General features: G+C 61.4%; 20 protein-coding genes. 14 read left to right on the forward strand and 6 right to left on the reverse strand.

What is annotated here, in order from left to right; all coding sequences use genetic code 11:
- Window positions 1-3: 3 nt before the first annotated feature.
- The 9 genes from OA90_RS00480 to OA90_RS00520 all read left to right on the forward strand — a co-directional run bounded on the left by OA90_RS00480 (window position 4) and on the right by OA90_RS00520 (window position 7,601).
- The gene (locus tag OA90_RS00480) at window positions 4-1,035 is read left to right on the forward strand and encodes a branched-chain amino acid ABC transporter permease (RefSeq protein WP_199823545.1); all 1,032 of its coding nucleotides are present in this window, start codon (window positions 4-6) and stop codon (window positions 1,033-1,035) included.
- A gap of 1 nt (window position 1,036) precedes the next feature.
- Window positions 1,037-1,780 carry an ABC transporter ATP-binding protein gene (locus tag OA90_RS00485; RefSeq protein WP_068405481.1) on the forward strand — a complete coding sequence of 248 codons (744 nt, stop codon included), beginning with the start codon at window positions 1,037-1,039 and terminating at the stop codon, window positions 1,778-1,780.
- The gene (locus OA90_RS00490) at window positions 1,780-2,475 is read left to right on the forward strand and encodes an ABC transporter ATP-binding protein (RefSeq protein ID WP_068405484.1); all 696 of its coding nucleotides are present in this window, start codon (window positions 1,780-1,782) and stop codon (window positions 2,473-2,475) included. The genes OA90_RS00485 and OA90_RS00490 overlap by 1 nt, the downstream gene beginning before the upstream one ends.
- Before the next feature lie 2 nt (window positions 2,476-2,477).
- Entirely contained in the window at window positions 2,478-3,101 is a 624-nt protein-coding gene (locus OA90_RS00495) for an ATP-binding cassette domain-containing protein (protein WP_068405487.1), read from the forward strand.
- Window positions 3,098-3,418, forward strand: coding sequence for a cupin domain-containing protein (locus tag OA90_RS00500; protein ID WP_082836764.1), 321 nt, complete (start codon window positions 3,098-3,100; stop codon window positions 3,416-3,418). Before OA90_RS00495 ends, OA90_RS00500 begins: the two co-directional genes overlap by 4 nt.
- Complete coding sequence (locus OA90_RS00505) at window positions 3,411-4,412, forward strand: Gfo/Idh/MocA family oxidoreductase (RefSeq protein ID WP_068405490.1); 1,002 nt, start codon at window positions 3,411-3,413, stop codon at window positions 4,410-4,412. Before OA90_RS00500 ends, OA90_RS00505 begins: the two co-directional genes overlap by 8 nt.
- Window positions 4,409-5,230 carry an SDR family oxidoreductase gene (locus OA90_RS00510; RefSeq protein ID WP_068405493.1) on the forward strand — a complete coding sequence of 274 codons (822 nt, stop codon included), beginning with the start codon at window positions 4,409-4,411 and terminating at the stop codon, window positions 5,228-5,230. Before OA90_RS00505 ends, OA90_RS00510 begins: the two co-directional genes overlap by 4 nt.
- A 151-nt stretch (window positions 5,231-5,381) precedes the next feature.
- The gene (locus OA90_RS00515; protein ID WP_156510338.1) at window positions 5,382-6,821 is read left to right on the forward strand and encodes an NAD-dependent succinate-semialdehyde dehydrogenase; all 1,440 of its coding nucleotides are present in this window, start codon (window positions 5,382-5,384) and stop codon (window positions 6,819-6,821) included.
- Between the two features lie 3 nt (window positions 6,822-6,824).
- The gene (locus tag OA90_RS00520) at window positions 6,825-7,601 is read left to right on the forward strand and encodes an aldolase/citrate lyase family protein (protein WP_068405496.1); all 777 of its coding nucleotides are present in this window, start codon (window positions 6,825-6,827) and stop codon (window positions 7,599-7,601) included.
- Between the two features lie 86 nt (window positions 7,602-7,687).
- On the opposite strand, the gene OA90_RS00525 is transcribed toward OA90_RS00520, so the two are convergent.
- Window positions 7,688-8,587 carry a LysR family transcriptional regulator gene (locus OA90_RS00525; RefSeq protein ID WP_068405499.1) on the reverse strand — a complete coding sequence of 300 codons (900 nt, stop codon included), beginning with the start codon at window positions 8,585-8,587 and terminating at the stop codon, window positions 7,688-7,690.
- Window positions 8,588-8,709: 122 nt separating this feature from the next.
- Here OA90_RS00525 and OA90_RS00530 point away from each other — a divergent pair, with 122 nt between their 5' ends.
- Both OA90_RS00530 and OA90_RS00535 read left to right on the forward strand, forming a co-directional pair.
- The gene (locus tag OA90_RS00530; protein ID WP_068405502.1) at window positions 8,710-9,642 is read left to right on the forward strand and encodes a VOC family protein; all 933 of its coding nucleotides are present in this window, start codon (window positions 8,710-8,712) and stop codon (window positions 9,640-9,642) included.
- 68 nt (window positions 9,643-9,710) lie between these two features.
- Window positions 9,711-10,331: an alpha/beta hydrolase gene (locus OA90_RS00535; RefSeq protein WP_068405505.1), complete on the forward strand. Its 621-nt coding sequence runs from the start codon at window positions 9,711-9,713 to the stop codon at window positions 10,329-10,331.
- Between the two features lie 249 nt (window positions 10,332-10,580).
- On the opposite strand, the gene OA90_RS00540 is transcribed toward OA90_RS00535, so the two are convergent.
- From OA90_RS00540 to OA90_RS00560, 5 genes are all read right to left on the reverse strand, one after another.
- The gene (locus tag OA90_RS00540) at window positions 10,581-11,372 is read right to left on the reverse strand and encodes an SDR family oxidoreductase (protein WP_068405508.1); all 792 of its coding nucleotides are present in this window, start codon (window positions 11,370-11,372) and stop codon (window positions 10,581-10,583) included.
- Window positions 11,373-11,478: 106 nt separating this feature from the next.
- Entirely contained in the window at window positions 11,479-12,261 is a 783-nt protein-coding gene (locus OA90_RS00545) for a glucose 1-dehydrogenase (protein ID WP_068405512.1), read from the reverse strand.
- Between the two features lie 19 nt (window positions 12,262-12,280).
- Window positions 12,281-13,774, reverse strand: coding sequence for a sugar ABC transporter ATP-binding protein (locus tag OA90_RS00550; RefSeq protein WP_068405515.1), 1,494 nt, complete (start codon window positions 13,772-13,774; stop codon window positions 12,281-12,283).
- Between the two features lie 31 nt (window positions 13,775-13,805).
- Window positions 13,806-14,741: a substrate-binding domain-containing protein gene (locus tag OA90_RS00555; RefSeq protein ID WP_068405518.1), complete on the reverse strand. Its 936-nt coding sequence runs from the start codon at window positions 14,739-14,741 to the stop codon at window positions 13,806-13,808.
- A 221-nt stretch (window positions 14,742-14,962) separates the two neighbouring features.
- The gene (locus OA90_RS00560) at window positions 14,963-15,940 is read right to left on the reverse strand and encodes an ABC transporter permease (RefSeq protein WP_068405521.1); all 978 of its coding nucleotides are present in this window, start codon (window positions 15,938-15,940) and stop codon (window positions 14,963-14,965) included.
- A gap of 202 nt (window positions 15,941-16,142) precedes the next feature.
- On the opposite strand from OA90_RS00560, the gene OA90_RS00565 reads away from it, so the two are divergent.
- The 3 genes from OA90_RS00565 to OA90_RS00575 are packed head-to-tail and all read left to right on the forward strand — an operon-like array spanning window position 16,143 to window position 19,402.
- Window positions 16,143-16,961 (forward strand): transketolase, encoded by an 819-nt coding sequence (locus OA90_RS00565; RefSeq protein WP_068405524.1) that lies wholly within the window; start codon window positions 16,143-16,145, stop codon window positions 16,959-16,961.
- Window positions 16,961-17,920, forward strand: coding sequence for a transketolase family protein (locus OA90_RS00570; RefSeq protein WP_068405527.1), 960 nt, complete (start codon window positions 16,961-16,963; stop codon window positions 17,918-17,920). Before OA90_RS00565 ends, OA90_RS00570 begins: the two co-directional genes overlap by 1 nt.
- Before the next feature lie 6 nt (window positions 17,921-17,926).
- Window positions 17,927-19,402, forward strand: a complete 1,476-nt coding sequence (locus tag OA90_RS00575; protein WP_082836766.1) for an FGGY-family carbohydrate kinase — start codon at window positions 17,927-17,929, stop codon at window positions 19,400-19,402.
- Window positions 19,403-19,404: the final 2 nt, after the last annotated feature.

Raw genomic sequence — 19,404 nt, forward strand, 5'->3', positions numbered from 1 at the left:
CCTGTGATTTCCCTCTCCGACATTCCCGCGCGTGGCGGATCCCCATTCACACGATCGATGGGACTGTTCGTGCTGCTGCTGCTGACCGCGCCATTCTGGCTGGAGCCCATCGGCCTTTATCAGTATCTCGGAATGGAGATCGCCATCTGGATCCTGTTCGCCCTCGGTTTCAATCTCCTGTTCGGATATGCCGGCCTGCATTCCTTCGGTCATGGCGCCTATCTCGGCATCGGTGCCTATGCGTTCGGGCTGTTCCAGCAGAACGTCACCCTCAACCTCTGGGGTGGGCTGCTGGCGGCAATCGCCGCCGCGACACTTGCCGGCGCCATTGTCGGGGCCTTCGTGTCCCATCGCCGGGGCATCTACTTCGCACTGATGACAATCGCCTTCGGACAGGTTTTCTGGTTCGCCGCCATCAAGCTGCACAGCGTCACCGGTGGCGAGGACGGACTGCTCGGCATTCCAAGACCCAACCTTGTCGTCGGCCCTCTGAAACTCGATATTTCCGACAACAGAACGCTGTACTGGTTCGTAACGATTGTGCTTCTTGTTGCCGTTCTGGCGCTCTGGCGGTTGGTCAACGCGCCCTTCGGACGTGTCCTGCAGGCAATCCGGCAGAACGAAACCCGCGCCCGCTTCGTCGGCTACAACGTCTGGCTCATCAAGTGGCTGACATTCGTCGTGTCAGCCGGCTTCGCAGGCCTTGCAGGCGGGCTGTTCGCGATGGCCCAGGAAAGCGCCTATCCCGATGTCATGAGCCTGCATCAGTCCGGCCTGATCGTCATGATGGTGCTCGTCGGCGGCGGCCTCGTCAGCTTCTGGGGACCGGTGTTCGGCGTGCTTCTCTACTTCATTGCCCGCGACATTATCGGCGGCCTGACGGAAACGTGGCTTTTGTGGTTCGGCCTGATGTTCGTCATCATGGTGATGGTCCGCCCGGAGGGCTTGGCGGGTCTGTTCCACGTGCTGCGCACGTGCCTGCCGCCCGGACCCCGCAAAGCGGTCGGACCAGCCGCCCACCCCGGGAGGGCCTGACGTGACGCTGTTCAAGGCCAGGAACATACAAAAACGCTTCGGAGCCCGTGTCGTTCTGGAGAATATCTCCCTGTCGGTGGAGGAAGGCACGGTGCACGGCATCATGGGCCCCAACGGCGCCGGCAAGACCACCTGTTTCCACGTCCTGACCGGCTTCTACCCACCGGATGACGGCAGGATCACCTTCGAGGGACATGACATTACCGGCCGCAAGCCGCACCAGATCGCCAGACTGGGAATATCCCGATCGTTCCAGATCATGAACCTGTTCGACGATACGGTTGTCATCGAGAACGTGATCCTGGCGCTGCCTGACTTCCGTGCCCTCAGCTTCAATGTCACCCGGAACGTTTTCGACGACATCACGCTGGTCGACCGGGCCCTGGAGGTGCTGGACCGGGTAGGCCTCGCCGACCGCGCCTGGCAGAAGGCAGCCTCCCTGTCCTACGGCAACAGGCGGGCTCTGGAGATCGCCGTAGCGCTCGCGGCGGACCCGCGCATCGTCTTTCTCGATGAACCGACATCGGGGCTCGGCGCAGAGGCGACCCTCCGGCTCATGGAGCTGATCCGGAATTTGAGAGAGGCCTACACAATCGTCATAATCGAGCATGACATGCGTTTCCTGTTCGAACTGGCCGACACGATCTCCGTCATACACTGGGGTCAGGTTATCGCCGAGGACACGCCGGCCGCCCTCAGAGCCAATAAATGGGTCGCCCGCTCCGCCCTGGGGGATGTTGCGTGATGCTCGAAGTCAACAGGATAGAAACCTTCTACGGCGAAACCCAGGCCCTCTTCGGTCCCTCGCTCCGCGTCGGCGAGGCCGAAATCGTCGCCCTTCTGGGTCCCAACGGCGCCGGCAAGACAACAACGATCCGCTCGATCCTCGGCCTGTCGCAGCCCAGAAGCGGACAGATCAGATTCGACGGCAAGGACATCACCACTTTGCCGACCCACAAGATTTCACGGCTCGGGATCGGCTGGGTACCTGACGATCGGCGGGTATTTCCAACCCTCACCGGCCGGAGAAATCTCGCCCTCGGCACCCGCAGGACGCGCTTCCGTTCCTGGAACCAGTCGGATATGTGCGGCATCTTTTCGGCGCTCGAATATCTGCTGCCCCGCGAGTGCGAGAACATGTCAGGCGGCGAGCTGCAGATGGTCGCGATCAGCCGGGCCCTGATGGGCTCTCCCGGTCTGGTGCTGCTGGACGAACCGAGCCAGGGCCTTGCACCGAAAATCGTGCAGGATGTTCTGAAGACTGTCCTGCGCCTGAAGCAGGAAGGTGTTTCCTGCCTGGTCGTCGAACAAAACGCACTTGCCGCGCTGGAAGTCTCCGACCGGGCCTATGTCATGGACCGGGGCGTTGTCATTCATGAAGGCCCGGCCCGGGACCTATTGCACAATGCGCCGCTCAGGCGGCAATTGATCGGGATGTAACCATGACCGGGATGCTGGAAGTCAGAAGTCTTGAGAAGATCTATACAAAGAGCCGCCTTGACCGGACGCCGGCCTTTCGTCTGCAGGCCGACTTCAGCATTGACGCCCCCCGCGTGGTGGGCATGATGGGGCCGAACGGCTCGGGCAAGACGACGCTTTTCGAACTCATCACCGGTTCGAATGCCCCGACCTCCGGTGAGGTGCTGGTGGCCGGACGCAACATTCACAAGATCCGTACGGACCAGCGCGACCGGCTGGCGATTCATTATCATCAATCCTATCAGGTGCGCCATTTCAGGTCATTCAAACCAAACATGCTGATGGAGCCTGCCCGTTCGAACTATCCGATGCTGCATCTGTTCGACGAACCCCAGTTCAACACTCAGGACGGTTATATCGGTTTCATGCTCGACTTTTTTCGCAAGCTGCAGGCCGAAGGCCGTCTGGTCTTTCTGTGCGTTCATCCCAACGAGCGCTTCCATCTGGAAATCGTGCAGGAGGTCTGCGAGAGTTTCATCTTCGTCGAGAAAGGAACTGTTACCCCCTTCGCCGATTACCCGACCATGCTCGCGCACGAACCGGCACAGGCTTATCTCGGCGATCTACTGACGGAGCGTGCAGCATGAGCACAGTTTTTCAAAAAAACGCCTATTCCCTGCCAGTCATGGCGGACGCGGTCCGAGAGGACTTCCCAGGATTCTCGTTCGGGACCTTTGAAGATCCTCCAGGCCAGGTGTGGGCGGATTTTGTCCACGATACCGACGAATTCGTCGTTGTCGCCGGCGGTGAGCTGACCATCGAGGTGTCCGGGGAAAGCGCCCGCTGCGGGCCCGGGGATCTTGTCCCCATTCCTGCGCATGCCAGCCATACATTGCGCACCCTTTCTCCGCACGGATCGACCTGGCATTACGGTTACGGATCGTTTGGAGGCGCCCATGCCTAATCCCCTTCGCGTCGCCGTGGTCGGCTGCGGCATGATCAGCGTCTATCATCTCAAGGCCTGGCAATCGGCCGGAGTGGAACTTGTCGCCCTCTGCGACACGGATCCGGCCAAGGCAGAAGCCCGCGCGGCGGAATTCAACGTGTCACGGGTCTATTCGGATGCTGCCGCCATGTTCAGCGACGGTGGCATCGATGCCGTCGACATTGCCGCCTCCGTCGGTGCGCATGGGCCGGTCGCACGGTTGGCCGCCGATCATGGCATCCACATCATGTGCCAGAAACCGCTCACGGAAACTGTCGCGGAGGCTGAACAACTCGTCGATTATGTCGGAGAGCGCGTGCGGTTCATGGTGCATGAAAACTATCGCTTCCGTCCCCATTACATGACTGTCCGGCGCTGGATCGGTGAAGGCCGCATCGGCCGTGTCCGTCATGCCGCCATTGCCTGCCGGGGGTCCGGCCTGTGCGCCCGCGACGGCACGGTGCCCTTCCTCGTGGAGCGGCAGCCCTACCTGACCGGTTTCAAGCGCAATCTCGTCTTCGAGACGATGATCCATCATCTCGACGTTCTCAGGTGCCTGTGCGGTCCGCTCAAGGTGGTCGCCGCCCGGCTCAACCGGCTTGCCGAAGGGCTGCCCGGCGAGGACACCGCCTCGATCCTGCTTGAAGGCGAGAACGGTTTCATCGCGACGGCAGACGGCTGCCTTGTCGCTCCGGGATATCCGCAGTTGCATGGCGACCGGCTCGAGGTGATAGGCACCACAGGCACCATCGTCATGGAGTTGAACCGGATCTTCGTGGTCGGCGAGGAAGACAGCGCCGAGGAGGTGGATCTGCTCGGCCGCTATCAGGAATGTTTCGATCTGACCATGGCCGCTTTCGTTACCGGCCTGCAGCAAGAGACGCCTTTCGAGACGGACCGGCTGGACAATCTGGAGACATTGCGGCTGATGGAAAGCGTCTATCGCGCTGCCGGTGTGGAGGTGGGGTCATGAACCATCCGGCAGGCAGCCTGACGCCTGAAATCGATCTCAAGGTCGTGGACCGCCTGTTCGACATCTCCGGATTGCGGGTATTCGTTCCGGGCGGATACGGTGCCATCGGCGAGGCGATCTCCATCGCCATGGCACGGCTGGGCGCGGAAGTGGTAATCGCCGGCCCCACGCTGGAGAAAGCCGTCGCGCTCGCCGAACGCATTGCGGTTCTCGGTGGACGGGCCCACGGACTTGTGCTCGATGCCCGAAAGGTAAGCGCCATCGAGACCTGCAGCCGTGAAGCCGTTTCGCTGATGGGAGGAATCGACGTTCTGGTCAATTGCGTCGGCATTCAGCGCGAACAGGCGCTGATGGAAGTGACTGAAGAGACTTTCGACGAGATGTACGAGACAAACCTGAAATCGGCGATGTTTCTGGCCCAGTCGGTGGCCCGCGACCAGATCAGCCGCGGAATCTCGGGCCGGCACATTCACCTGTTGTCCGTTCGCTCGCAACTTGCCCTCAGAGGGCGCGGCTACTCCGCCTACTGCGCCACCAAGGGCGGACTGGCCATGCTGGTCAAGCAGCACGCCATGGAGCTTGCCCCGCACGGCATAACCGTCAACGGCGTCGCCCCGACCTTCATCCGCTCGGAACGCATCCGGCCTCATCTCGACAAGCCCGCCTTCCGGGATTTCATCCTTGAGCGCAATCCCCTCGGACGGATCGGCGACCCGATGGAAGTCGCCGGGCAGGTGATCACATTTGCCTCCGAGGCAGGCAGCTACATGACCGGACAGGTTGTTTATGTGGACGGCGGAGTAACGGCCTCGCAATGACCGTCAAGCTCCGGAGTCCACGCAGGCCCGGAGGCCCCTCGCCCTGAACCAGTCCGGGCAGATCTGCGATTTTGACTTTCATGAAACGGTTTCGGCACGGCAGTGCCTGAACCGGTTATTCTCTGACACACGATCATGAACAGGTAAAAAGATGACCGACATGCAGCCCAAACTTCTGATCGGGGGTGAATTTCGAACGTCCGGGAGCGCCGCGCCGACTGAGGTGATCAATCCTTGCAGCGGCGAAACGCTCTGGGAGGCACCGTCCTGCGGTGAAGCGGAAGTCACCGAGGCCCTGTCGCACGCACGCGCGGCCATGGAGACATGGCCACTGGTGCACGGGTGGGAACGCGCGCGGGTGCTCAGGTCTATCGCCGCAGAGATGCGCGCGCGCACAGACGATATTGCCAGAGCCCTGTCCCTTGAAATCGGCAGGCCCTGCACCCAGTCCGCCGGAGAGGTCGGTGCGGCGATTGAGCAATTTGAATGGTATGCCGGCGAAGCTGAACGGCTCTTCGGGGAGACGGTCCCCTCGCGCCAGGGCGGGCGCTTGCTGATCGAGCACGAACCGGTCGGTATCGCTGCCGCCTTCACCGCCTGGAATTTCCCGGTGAACCTCCCTTGCCGGAAAATCGCTCCGGCACTGGCAGCCGGCTGTCCGATCCTCGTGCGCCCGTCCGAGCAGGTGCCGATGACCACCACGCTGATCGTTGAAGCCTGCGTCGCAGCGGGTGTTCCCTCTGGCGTTGTCCAACTGCTGCTGGGAAGAACGCAGGATATCACACCGCGGATCATGGATGCCGACGAGGTCCGCAAGATATCGCTCACCGGCTCGACGCGCGTCGGACAGATGCTGGTGGCCGATGCCGCAAGGACCATGAAGCGCTGTTCTATGGAGCTTGGCGGTCATTCTCCCGTGGTCGTCTGCGCCGACACCGATGTGGAAGCCGCCGCCGCGCAATGCGCCGGTTTCAAGTTCCGCAATGCCGGCCAGGTCTGCATCGCGCCCAATCGCTTCTATGTCGAAGACAGCGTCGCCGACCGTTTCATCGCCACCTTCAAGTCCGAAGCCGAGGCTCTCGTGGTCGGTGACAGCCAGGATCCGGCGGTGACCATGGGACCGTTGACCCGGGACTCCGGCCGGGAAAAGGTCGAGCGGCTGATCGCGGACGCGATTTCCCGGGGCGCGACGCTGGTCACCGGCGGTGCCCGTCCAGCCGGCCGCAATACCGGTTATTTTCTGGAGCCGACGGTGCTGGCGGATGTGCCGGACACGGCGCAGATCATGAGCGAGGAGCCTTTCGGGCCGGTTGCCCCGATCGCCCGTTTCGAGACGTTCGACGAGGCCATCGCGCGCGCCAACGCCACGCCATACGGTCTGGCGGCCTATGCCTTTACCGGCAGTCACGCGAAGGCAGAAGCGTTGTCAAAGCGCCTGCACGCCGGTATGGTCGGCGTGAACACCTTCATGATCGCCCATGCCGAAGCCCCTTTCGGCGGCGTCGATCATTCCGGCATGGGCCGGGAGGGTGGCCGCGAAGCCATTCGCGACTACCAGAACACCAAACTCTCCCACATTATGGCAGGCTGAGGCATGACACATTTTTCCAATCCGCTGCGCCGTATCTGGGCGGACGGCCGTACCGCCGTCAACGGCTGGCTTGCCGTGCCCTCGGTCCTTAGCGCCGAAGCAATGGCGGTGGCCGGCTGGAACGCGCTCACCGTGGACATGCAGCACGGCACCGCGGATTATTCCGACCTCCTGTCGCTGCTGCCGGTGATCGAGAAATCCGGCACCACACCGCTGGTCAGGGTGCCCTGGGTCGACGAGCCGGCGATCATGCGGGCGCTGGACGCAGGCGCCCTCGGCCTCATCGCCCCGATGATAGAGACGGTGGCGGATGCGGAGCGCTTCGTCTCCGCCTGCCGCTATCCGCCGGAGGGCAACCGGAGCTTCGGTCCGGTGCGCGCAAGATTGGCCTGGGGACCGGACTACCCCTCGCGGGCGAACGAGGAAATCGTCACCCTGGCGATGATCGAAACAAAGTCGGCGGTGGAGTCGCTTGAGGAGATCCTCAAGGTGCCCGGACTGACCGGCGTCTATATCGGTCCGGCTGATCTCGGATCCGCGTTCGGGTTCGGCCCGGGGTTCGACCGCCAGGAACCGGAAATGCTCGAACTCATCGAGCACATCCGCCGCACGGCCGCAGCGGCGAACCTCGTCTGCTGCCTCCATTGCGGATCGGCATCCTATGCCAGGGGTGCTGCGGAGCGTGGCATGAACATGGTCACCATCAGCTCCGACGCACGCTTCATCGAGGCCGGCGCAACCGAAACAGTTTCCGCTTTTTTCGGTGACAATCCCAGGTAAAACGACAGGTTTCGGGCCGCACCCTCGTCACCGGATCCCGTCGTGTGGACCACCTCGGCGGACCGGGAACCAGTCCGGCACACCGCCTAAAGCGGGCGTGTGCGCGTGACATAACTTTCAAAGAAGTCCGAGAATTTCGCCACGCGCATCGGCAAGCGTTCATAGGGCGGATAATAGAGCGTCAGCCACAATTCCGGCGGCTCCCACTCCGATAGCACCTGAACCAGACCGCCCTTCGAGATCGTGTCCTCGACAATAAAATGCGGCAGCAGGGCGATCCCCTCGCCGTTTTCCGCCAGCCTTGAGATCAGATCGCCATTGTTACCCGCAAGGGTCCGCCCCGCCTTGACCCGGCGTGTCTTGCCCTGGCACCGCAGTTCCCAGGTCTCATCCAGCGAGCGCGCGTCGTAGGCGAGACAGGTGTGGCTGTCCAGGTCATCCGGCGTTTCCGGTTCCCCGAAAGACGCAAGATACCCCGGAGCAGCAACCAGGATGCGCCGGACAGGGCAGAGTTTCCGCCAGATCGTTGACTTGTCCTTCGGCGGTTCGGAAATCCTGATCGCCAGATCGAAATCGTCGGAGACGATATCGATGAACCGGTCCGTGAGATTGAGCGCCAAGGCCGCGCCCGGATACTCGACCCGGAAAGCCGAAGCGACGTCGGGCAGCACCTGCAGACCGAGCGACATCGGTGCGTTGATCCGGATCAGTCCAGCCACATCCCCATGTTGTTCCTGCAGGTCTTCGGTCACATTGCGAAAGTCGTCCAGAAGCGGCCGGATGCGGGCGGCAAACACCGCCCCGGCCGAGGTCAGCGAAACATGCCGTGTGGTCCTCAGCAGCAGCTGAATTCCAAGCTCCTCCTCAAGAGCGCTGACAGCCCGCGTAACGGTAGGCGCCGTCATGGCGAGCTGCCGTGCGGCGCCAGCAAAGCTCCGCAGCTCGGCAACGGTGAGGAATATGCGAACCTGTCCGAGATCGATCATGGTTCAATTATTTCATATTATGGAATAATAACAAAAATATTATTGCTATTCCGAACCGGACCGGGCTGCCCCATTTTCACGTCAACGGCACACGAACCCTTTTCGGATAAGGATCAACGGTCATGCTCGAGCAAATCAAGGGCCTGCATCACGTTACATCAATGGCGGCGAATGCCCAGCAGAACAGTAACTTCTTCACCAAGGTGCTCGGTCTGCGTCGGGTCAAGAAAACCGTCAATTTCGATGATCCGGAAGTCTATCACCTCTATTACGGCGACGAGGTTGGAACTCCGGGATCGGTCATGACCTATTTCCCATTTCCGCATATCCCAAGAGGCCGGCAGGGCTCAGGAGAAGTCGGGGAAACCTATTTCACGGTTCCGGAAGGCTCCCTCGGCTACTGGAAGGAACGGCTTTCCCGGCACGATGTAAGCGGACTTGGCGAAGACGACGTTTTCGGCGAAAAGCACCTGCGCTTTGACGGGCCGGACGGCGACCGCTTCGCGCTGATCGAGGTTGACAACGATGACCGCGAAGGCTGGACCGCCAGTGGCATCGGCTCCGCCGAAGCGATCCAGGGCTTCCATGGCGCAAGCTTCCGCCTGCAGGACGCAGGCGCCACCGCCGAACTGCTGAAGTTCATGAATTACAGCGAGGTCGACCGCAAGGACAACTGGACGCGCTTCGGGGTCGAGGGCGGCAACGGGGCCGACTTCATCGACATCGAGACGGTCCCCTCAGGCAGCCGCGCCCGCCAGGGTGCCGGATCTGTTCACCACATCGCCTTCGCTGTGGAGGATAGGGCGGCACAGCAGGAAGTCCGCAAGGCACTTCTCGACACGGGCTACCAGGTTACACCGGTGATCGATCGGGACTATTTCTGGGCAATCTACTTCCGCACGCCGGGCGGCATCCTGTTCGAGGTCGCCACCAACGAGCCCGGTTTCAGCCGTGACGAGGATACCGCTCATCTTGGCGAAGCCCTGAAGCTGCCGGGCCGCTACGAAGAGTTCAGGACGCAGATCGAGCAGAATCTCGGCCCGATCATCGACTAGTACCACGCCCTTTCCGGTGGCGCGGAGCCGACGCTCCGCGCACTCCATCATGTGAATCGAGAAACGCCATGTCCCTTTCCTTCTATCACGCCCTGACGAAGAAACCGGCTCCGGGCGCACCCCTGGTTTTAGCCTTTCACGGCACGGGAGGCGACGAGCATCAGTTCTCGCAGTTCGTCGACGAAACTCTGCCCGAGGCCGGCCTTGTCTCGCCGCGCGGCGATGTTTCCGAACACGGCGCGTTGCGCTTTTTCCGCCGAACCGGGGAGGGTGTTTACGACATGGACGACCTAGCGTTCAGAACCGGCAGGATGGTCTCCTTCATCGCGGCACACAAGGAAGCCAATCCGGGTCATCCGGTCTACGCCTTCGGCTATTCCAACGGCGCCAACATCCTTGCATCCGTGGCCTTCATCCGGCCGGGCCTTTTCGACCGGGTCGCGCTGCTTCATCCGCTCATTCCGTGGACGCCGGAGGCCAATGCCGGTCTTGCCGGAAAGGATATCCTGATCACAGCCGGCCACCGCGATCCGATCTGCCCGCCTCAACAGACCGCTGCTCTGATTTCCTGGCTGGAAGACCAGAAGGCCGTCGTAAGCGCCGAACTGCATGACGGCGGACACGAGATCCGGCAACAGGAAGTTACCGCCCTGCAGGCCTTCCTGACCGATCAGATAGGTTCATCATGACCCTGATCCATAAAAACACGCGCCGCGGCCAAACAAGGATAGGTTCTGCTCTTCGAGCATGGTCTGGCCGGATCACGACAGGCGAAGGAATGGATAGCAGGACTTTTTGAGCTGCCGGAGGCGGTTCCTGAGCGACCACGGGACCGACCTCGGACGCAGATCGTCCCTCGACCTGTCGCGCTGTCTGCAAAATGCCGGCAACACCGAGCTGAAAACGGCCCGAGCTTCATAAGGTCCCGAGGCAGTGCCTCACCAGCAGCAGAAGCCGCCGTCCACCAGCAGGTCGACACCGGTGCAGTAGGACGCGGCATCCGAAAGAAGGAAAACCGCCGGACCAACCATCTCGTCCACATTCGCCATGCGCTGCATCGGTGTCTGGCTTTCGAACTCCCTGGCCTGATGCACCATTTCCGGCCGGGTGTTCATGGGTGTCGCGGTATAGCCGGGTGAGATGGAATTGACCCGGATTCCGCGATCCACCCATTCCATCGCCATTGATTTCGACATGTGGATGACGCCCGCCTTCGAGGCGTTGTAGTGCACCTGCGACAGGCCCCGGTTGACGATCACACCGGACATGGAGGCGATGTTCACGATAGACCCGCCCTTGCCGTGCGTCAGCATCGCCCGCCCTTCCGCCCGGCAGGAAAGCCAGACGCCCTTCATGTTGATGTCCATGAGGGTCTGGTACTGCTCCTCGCTCATGTCTTCGCAGGGACTCGCATTGGCGATGCCCGCGGCATTCACCGCCAGTGTCAAAGGCCCGAGCTCGGCCTCGACTTGGCTCACCGCATCGGCAAGTGCATCCTCCGAAGTCACATCCGCCGCGATTTCGACAGACCTGCACCCGGTCTGCGCAATGAAATCCGCAGTCTGCGCCAGGCCGTCATCCGTGCGACGGTCCAGAAGCCCCACATCCGCGCCGCATTGCGCAAGCCCCATTGCGATGCGTTGACCGATACCGCTGCCGGCGCCGGTGACAAGCGCCACCCGCCCCGTGAGGCCGAAAAGCGCCGGTGCGTTCAAGGTAATTTCAGCCACCTTTATTCATCCTCGCAGGAAACCTTTTTGGTTTTCAAGATTTTGCAACGCCGGAGACAGTCGCCTTCTGAACGACCTGAATGTAAAATTTTTAAGGGTCCACACCCTAGGACATAATCAGCCCACCATCCACATTGATGGTCTGGCCGGTGATGTAGTCGGCGTCTTCACTGGCAAGAAAGGCAATCAGTCCGGCAACATCCTTGCCCTCACCCGCGCGCTTCATGGGTATGTTCTGAACCCAGCTCGCCATCAGTTCACCCGGGCCGAAATCGCCCAGCATCTGGCCCCAGACCCGGTCGTTATAGTCCCACATGTCCGTCTTGATGATACCCGGGCAGATGGCGTTCACGGTAATGCCTTCCAGGGCGACCTCCTTCGCAAGGCTCTGGGTCAACCCCATGACACCGAATTTCGAGGCGGCATAATGCGGGGTGTAGATGAACCCGTCGCGCGCCTGGCCGGAGGCCGTGTTGATCAGCCGCCCGCCACGCCCGCGCTTGCGCATCTGCCGGATCGCTTCCTGGCAGCACAGGAACACGCCCTTGGTGTTGACCGCCATGGTGGCATCCCACTTGTCTTCCGTCAGGTCCTCGACCTTGGCGATGGTGATGATGCCGGCGTTCTGCACCGAAATATCCACCTGGCCGAACTCGTCGAAGGCGCGCTCGTATAGTGTCCGCACGGCGTCCGGATCCGTTACGTCGCATATGACGCCGGTCGCGGCGGCGCCGCTCTCGCGCAGCTTCGCGGCGGCCTCTTCCACCTGCGGCTCAACTGAAGCGATCACCACATTGGCGCCCTCCGCGGTAAAGCGCTCGGCAATGGCGTAGCCGATCCCCTTGTTGCCGCCGGTGATGACAACTGTTTTTCCGTCGAAACGATTCATCTCTTGTTACCTTCGCAAATCATGCGGTTGCCAGTTCCATGACCGAAACATCGTTTGCCTCGTCACGATCCAGAATACCGGTCTGCCGGCCCGCCGCCATAACCAGGATACGGTTCGAAACGCCAAGCACTTCTTCAAGATCGGAACTGACCACGATCACCGCCACGCCGTCGGCGGCGAGCGCGTGAATGATCTCGTAGATCGAAGATCGCGCCCCGACGTCGATGCCGCGTGTCGGTTCGTCCAGAAGCACCACACGCGGATTGCGGGCGAGCCATTTGGCGATAACGACCTTCTGCTGGTTGCCGCCGGACATCTCGGACGCCTTCTGGCGTCCCCTGCCCTTAACGCCGAATTTGCGAATGCTTTTGTCGGCGAATTCCCGCACCCGGTGCGACCTGATCCAGCCGGACCGTCCGACCGATTCAAAATTCGAATAGGCGATATTCTCAGCAATGCTGTGGTCGAGAATGACCCCCTGCAGCTTGCGGTCTTCCGGAACCAGCACGATGCCGTTGCCGATCGCATCGCGGGGCGAGTTCGGCGTAATATCCCGCCCGTTCAGCTTGACCGATCCGGAGCGTATCGGATCCGCACCCGCGATCGCCCGCACCAGTTCCGTGCGCCCGGCGCCGATCAGGCCAGCGATCCCGAAGATTTCGCCCTTGCGGACGGAGAAATTCACATCGGCGAACCGGCCTGAGGGCGACGAAAAATTGCTGACCTCCAGCACGGTCTCCTCGTCCGGAACGGCCAGCGTCGGGAACATCTGCTCCATGCTGCGTCCGACCATCGCCTCCACGATGGTGCGCACCGGAAGATCGGCCGTGTCGAATTCCTGCACCTTGTGGCCGTCGCGCATGACCACGATCCTGTCGGCGATCTGCTTGATCTCCTCCAGACGGTGCGAGATGTAGACGATGCCGACACCTTCGGATTTCAGACGCTCGATCTGCTTGAAAAGCAGCTTGGTCTCTTCACCGCCCAGGGCGGCGGTCGGCTCATCGAGAATGAGGAGCTTCGCATTGAGCGTCAGCGCCTTGGCGATCTCGATCAGCTGCTGGCTGGCCGTCGAGAGCCCTTCGACATACTGCCGCGGTGAAATGTCGAGGCCCAGGCGTTCAAGGCCGCGATGCGCGCGGCTTTCCATTTCCCCGCGGTCGACCCGCCCGTGCTTCATCGGGTAGCGCCCGACGAAAATATTCTCGGCGATGGTCAGATGCGGCAGCAGCAGAAGTTCCTGATGGATCATGCCGACGCCCGCGTCCATCGCTTCGCGGGGATTGGCGGGCGCATAGGACGCGCCCTGCCAGGTCATTGTTCCGGCGCTCGGCAGGACCGTTCCGGAAATGATGTTCGACAGTGTCGATTTTCCCGCGCCGTTTTCGCCAAGCAGCGCCACGACCTCGCCGGCGTGGATATCCATGTCGATACCGTGCAGAACTTCAATCGGTCCGTAGGACTTGTGAATGTTCCGCAGTGTAAGGATCGGAGATCTGCCGTCGGAGGTCATGGCGCCGCCTTTCTTCTGGTCGTGCCGCAGCTTACGGGTGCTTCTCCACGAACTTCGGCGCGTCCGCGCAGGTCGTCAGCACGGCGTTGGGGATCTGGCGCTCCGGCACGTCTTCACCGGCAGCGACCTTCAGGGCGGAATCGACCGCGAGGCGGCCCATCAACTGCGTGCTCTGCGTTGCGGTCACGATGAACGGACCTTCGCATTTCGCCAGATATTCCAGGGCCGCGACGTCGCCGTCATAACCGCCGATGATAACCGTGTCGGAAAGACCCGCCACATCGACAGCCTTGGCCGCACCCATGGCAAGCCCGTCCGCCTGTCCGAAGATCAGCTTGATGTCGGGATGTGCCTGAAGCATGTTCTGGGCAATGGAAAAACCCTCATCGGGAGACCACATCTGGCTCCACTGCTGGGTCACCAGTTCGATGTCCGGGTTTTCGTCGATGGCGCGCTTGCACCCCTTGAAACGATCGACTTCCGGCGTGGTGCCTTTCTGGCCGTGAATGATGGCCATCTTGCCTTTGCCTTCCGCCAGACCAATGATGTGGTTGCAGACCTGATAGGCGGATTCCACGCTTTCACCGGCGATGAACGTGTCTCCGGGAGCGCCTTCAGGAGTCCGGTCGACGTTGATGACCGGAATGCCTTCCGCCCGTGCCAGCCGGGTCGGAACAGCCGCCGCCGCCGCACCTGCCGGGATATAGATGAATGCATCGATCCCCTGGGTGATCAGGTCCTGGACCTGATTGACCTGCGTGGCCGTGTCGTTCTTGGCATCAACGACGATCACTTCTATACTCTTCTCCCCGGCATAAGCTTCAACGCCGAGCTTGATCTGGTTGAAGAAGTCCGCCTGCAGGTTCGGGACCGCGAGGCCGATCTTGTTCACATCGCCGGCCAGGGCCGATCCGGCCATCAAGGTCGTCGCGACCGCAGCAACCATTGCCTTCATTGTCGTCTTCATTGAATTCTCCTCCACTCTGATTTGGGTCGTTCTTCCAATGACCCGATTTAGCCCGGCTCTCGCCGACCCTTCGCTTGATCGTTCCTCGTCCAACCGGAAGAAAAATCGATCTGTTTCAGTAACTTGCGACACGCACCCTATAAACCTCCAGCCACAGGACACCTGGCGGCAAACGGGAGTATTTCGTCCGGTCCTCCCAAACTCCCGGCGGGGTCTTTCCGTCAACTCCGGCGTTTGATCGTCTCCACAGCGACGGCAAGGACGATGACCGAACCGATGATGACCGCCTGCAGGAAGGGCGATACGCCGATCAGGTTGAGGCCGTTGCGCAACACCCCGATGATCAGGACACCGACGATGGTTCCAACAACACCACCGGTGCCGCCGGAAAGGCTGGTGCCGCCGATGACCACCGCAGCGATGGCATCCAGTTCATAGGCCACCCCTGAACTCGGCTGCACCGCATCGAGTCGCGCCGCGAGCAGGACCCCTGCCAGCCCGGACAGGACCGCGGAAGCCACGTAGACCAGCACCGTTGTGCGTTGAACATTGATCCCCGCCAGGCGCGCCACTTCCGGGTTGCCGCCGATCGCATAGAGCGAGCGCCCGCCCTCGCGGTAACGCAGATACAGGGTCGCCACAGTGAAAACGATCAGCATGACGGCGACCGTCATGGTCAGAAATCCGCCGTAACGGATGATCGCACCCATGTTGAACCAGGCGGGAAAGCCGATGATCTGCGAACCGTTGGTGATCATGTTCGCCACACCGCGCGCGATCGACATCATGGCCAGCGTCGCGATGAAGGCGGGTATCCTGAAAGCCGTGATCAGCAACCCGGAAACCGCACCGGCGATTGCCGAGGCAAGCAGCGCTCCGCTGATGGCAATCGCCATCGGCATCCCGGCCTCCACGTTGAGATATCCCAGCACCATCATGGAGAGCGCCAGCACCGATCCGACAGAAAGATCGATGCCGCCGATCAGAATTACGAAGGTCATGCCGACAGCCATGATGCCAAGCACGGTGATCTGATCGAGAATGTTCAGGAAGTTTCTGAACGACAGGAACGAATCCGTCGCGATAGAAAGAAACACGCACAACAGAAGCAGACCGATCAGCGGCCCCGTAGCCCCTCGGATCGAGATCATGTCCAGCAAACGCGATTTCCCAACGTCCTGATCGGCTGTCACCGTCATCTCCTCCTTCCAAACACGAATATTTATTCATGTATGCAAAAAAATCATACTCAGCAGATTTTTGTCTGTCAAGATCTGAAAAGATCTAAAAATCACCGATAATCTGTGATTTTCATCGTGGCTCGAATTTGAAACCAGCTTGACAGCTTTCTTGTGTGCATGTTTAATATAAACAGAATAATTATGCAAGGCTAAGCATGTCATGACACCCAATGAGCTCCGCGTTATCGCAAATCATATCAGGCGGCGGGATCTTCAGGCGGTTTTCGAAGCCGGCGCTGGCCACATTGGCGGAGAAATGTCTGTCACGGATATTCTGACAGCGCTCTATTTTCGTATCCTGAGCATCGATCCGGCCAATCCCGATGCCCCGGATCGGGATCGCCTGATCCTCAGCAAGGGACACACGGCCTGCGCGCTTTATGTGACGCTCGCCGAAAAAGGCTTCATTCCCAAGGATGAGATCAGCACCTTCCTGAAACCGCATTCCCGTCTGAACGGCCACCCCAACCGCACCAAGGTTCCCGGCGTCGAGGCCAATACCGGCCCTCTCGGCCACGGCCTGCCGATCGGCGTCGGCATGGCGATGGCGGCCAAGCTCGACAAGGCCGACTGGCGAACCTTCGTCGTCACGGGCGACGGCGAGATGCAGGAAGGCTCCAACTGGGAAGCGATCATGGCCGCGTCCCAGTTCAGGCTGGACAACCTGACCCTGATCATCGACCACAACCGGCTGCAACAGGGCGCGCGCCTTTCCGACACGAATGACGTCGCACCATTCGCTCCCAAGCTGGAAGCCTTCGGCTGGGCCGTGGAGGAAATCGACGGCCATGACATGGCGGCGATCAGCGCGGCGCTCGACCGTAGCGCCATCACACCCGGCAAGCCGAAATGCATCGTCGCCCACACGTTCAAGGGACAGGGCATCTCGTTCATGACCGACGATGTCGCATGGCACCACAAGGTTCCCAGCGCGGACCAGTACAAGCAGGCGATGAGCGAACTGGAGGAGGCACTTTGATGACGATCTCGGCACCACCAGCCCAACTTTTCGACTGCCGCGACGCCTTTGTCGGCACGCTCGAGGCGCTCGCGCAGACCAACAACGACATCATCGCCGTGTGCAACGACTCCGTCGGATCGAGCAAGCTGGGCGGGTTTCGCGACAAATGGCCGGGCAGGCTGATCAATGTCGGCATCGCGGAACAGAATATGGTCGGCGTGGGCGCCGGCCTCGCCAATGGCGGCAAGATCCCCTTCGTGTGTGCCGCATCGTGCTTTTTGACCGGCCGTGCGCTGGAACAGATCAAGGCGGATGTCGCCTATACCAACACCAATGTGAAACTCTGCGGCATCAGCTCCGGCATGGCCTATGGCGAACTCGGGCCGACCCACCATTCGATCGAGGATTTCGCCTGGATACGGGCTCTGCCCAATGTCCCGGTCATCGCACCGGCGGACAGGGCGGAAACCATTGCCGCGGTGACATGGTCGGCGCACCATGAGGGCCCGGTTTTTCTGCGCCTGAGCCGCGTCGGCGTTCCGGATCTTCTTCCCGAAGGACATGTTTTCGAACTCGGCAAGGCCAATATGCTGCGTGACGGCACCGACCTGACCATCATCGCCAATGGCGTTCTCTCCCACCGGGCCATGGCTGCCGCGCAAATGCTCGCCGAGCGCGGCATCTCCGCCCGGGTGCTCAACATGGCGACCGTCCGCCCCATCGATCGGGACGCGGTGCTGGCGGCGGCGAACGAAACCGGCGCGATCCTTACTTGCGAGGAACACACGGTTTACGGTGGGCTCGGCAGTGCGGTCGCAGAAGCTGTTGTTGAAACCCGGCCCGTGCCGATGAAGCTGTTGGGTGTGCCGGGCATATTCGCTCCGACGGGATCCGCGAATTTTCTGCTGGACGAATTCGGCATGTCGCCTGCAGGCATTGCCGAAAGCGCCAGGGAGCTCATGAAGAAGAAGGCCTGATCGACGATGACCATCCGGGCGGTGCTGGCGATTGACGAGGGAACGACCAACAGCAAGGCCGTCCTCGTCGGCGAAAACGGTGATGTTCTTGCCAGCGGCAGCGCGCCTGTGCCGACAGAACACCCCCGGCCCGGCTGGGTTCAGCAATCTGCTGAGGACATCTGGTCCGCCACCCTTGAGGCGATAGGGTCCTGCCTGAGGGCGGCGCCGGACGTCGACATCGCCGCACTGGGAATTTCCAACCAACGCGAATCGATGCTCGTCTGGGACCGAGCGACCGGCGAGCCGCTTGGCCCGGTCATCACTTGGCAATGCCGGCGCACCGCGGCAGCCTGCGGCGAGCTCAAATCCGCCGGCCATGAACCTTCGGTGCTCCGGCTGACCGGATTGCCGCTCGACCCGATGTTTCCCGCCACGAAAGCCAGGTGGCTGCTTGAGAACCACTGCCAGGGGCGCGACCCCGCCGACGTCTGTCTGGGCACGGTCGATTCCTGGCTTATCTGGAACTTCTCCGGCGGGCAGATCCACATGACCGACCGCTCCAATGCGGCGCGGACGCAGCTTCTCGACATCGCGACCGGCAAGTGGGACGACACGCTGTGCGCGCTCTTCGGGGTTCCGAATGCGGCGCTGCCGCACGTGAGCGACTCCTCCCACCTTTTCGGCGTCACGACGGATGTGCCCGGCCTTCGCGACGGTATCCCGATTGCCTCGGCTGTGGGCGACTCCCACGCGGCCCTATTCGGTCACGGCGCTTTCGGCGCAGGCGACGGCAAGATCACGTTCGGCACCGGTTCGTCGATCATGACGACAATCCCCGAATTCATCGCACCGCCACAAGGCATCACAACAACAATTGCCTGGTCCATTGGCGGCAAGATGACCTATGCGTTCGAGGGCAACATTCTGGTGAGCGCCGCCATTTTGCCGTGGACGGCGGAATTGCTTGGCCTGGAAAGCGTCGACGCCCTTCTGGAGCTTGCGCAGACCGTCGACGCGTGCCTGGGCGTTACCCTGGTGCCTGCGCATGTCGGTCTCGGCGCGCCTCACTGGCAGGCGGACGCACGCGGCCTGATTAGCGGCCTCACATTTTCCTCCGGTCCGGCCCATGTGGCCCGTGCGGCCGCCGAGAGCATGGCCTACCAGGTGAATGACATCTACCGGATCATGGCCGAGGCAACCGGACACGGAATCGGGCGGCTTTTCGTCGATGGCGGCCCGAGCCGCAATCCCTTCCTGATGAAGCTGGTTGCCGATTACCTCAACCACCCTGTCACGATGTGCGACAACACCGAAGCCTCCGCCCTGGGGGCGGCCTATCTGGCAGGCCTTGCAGCCGGTGTCTGGCCGGATCTGACGACGATTTCAGGACTAAAAAGAAGCGGCGCGGAACTGAACCCCGCCATGGCCGACGAAATGCGGACTCGGTCTCTGGAAAACTGGCAGATCGCAATTCGCCGCTCGACAATTATCAATAATTGAAT

Source organism: Labrenzia sp. OB1 (genome assembly GCF_001624695.1).
GTDB lineage: Bacteria > Pseudomonadota > Alphaproteobacteria > Rhizobiales > Stappiaceae > Roseibium.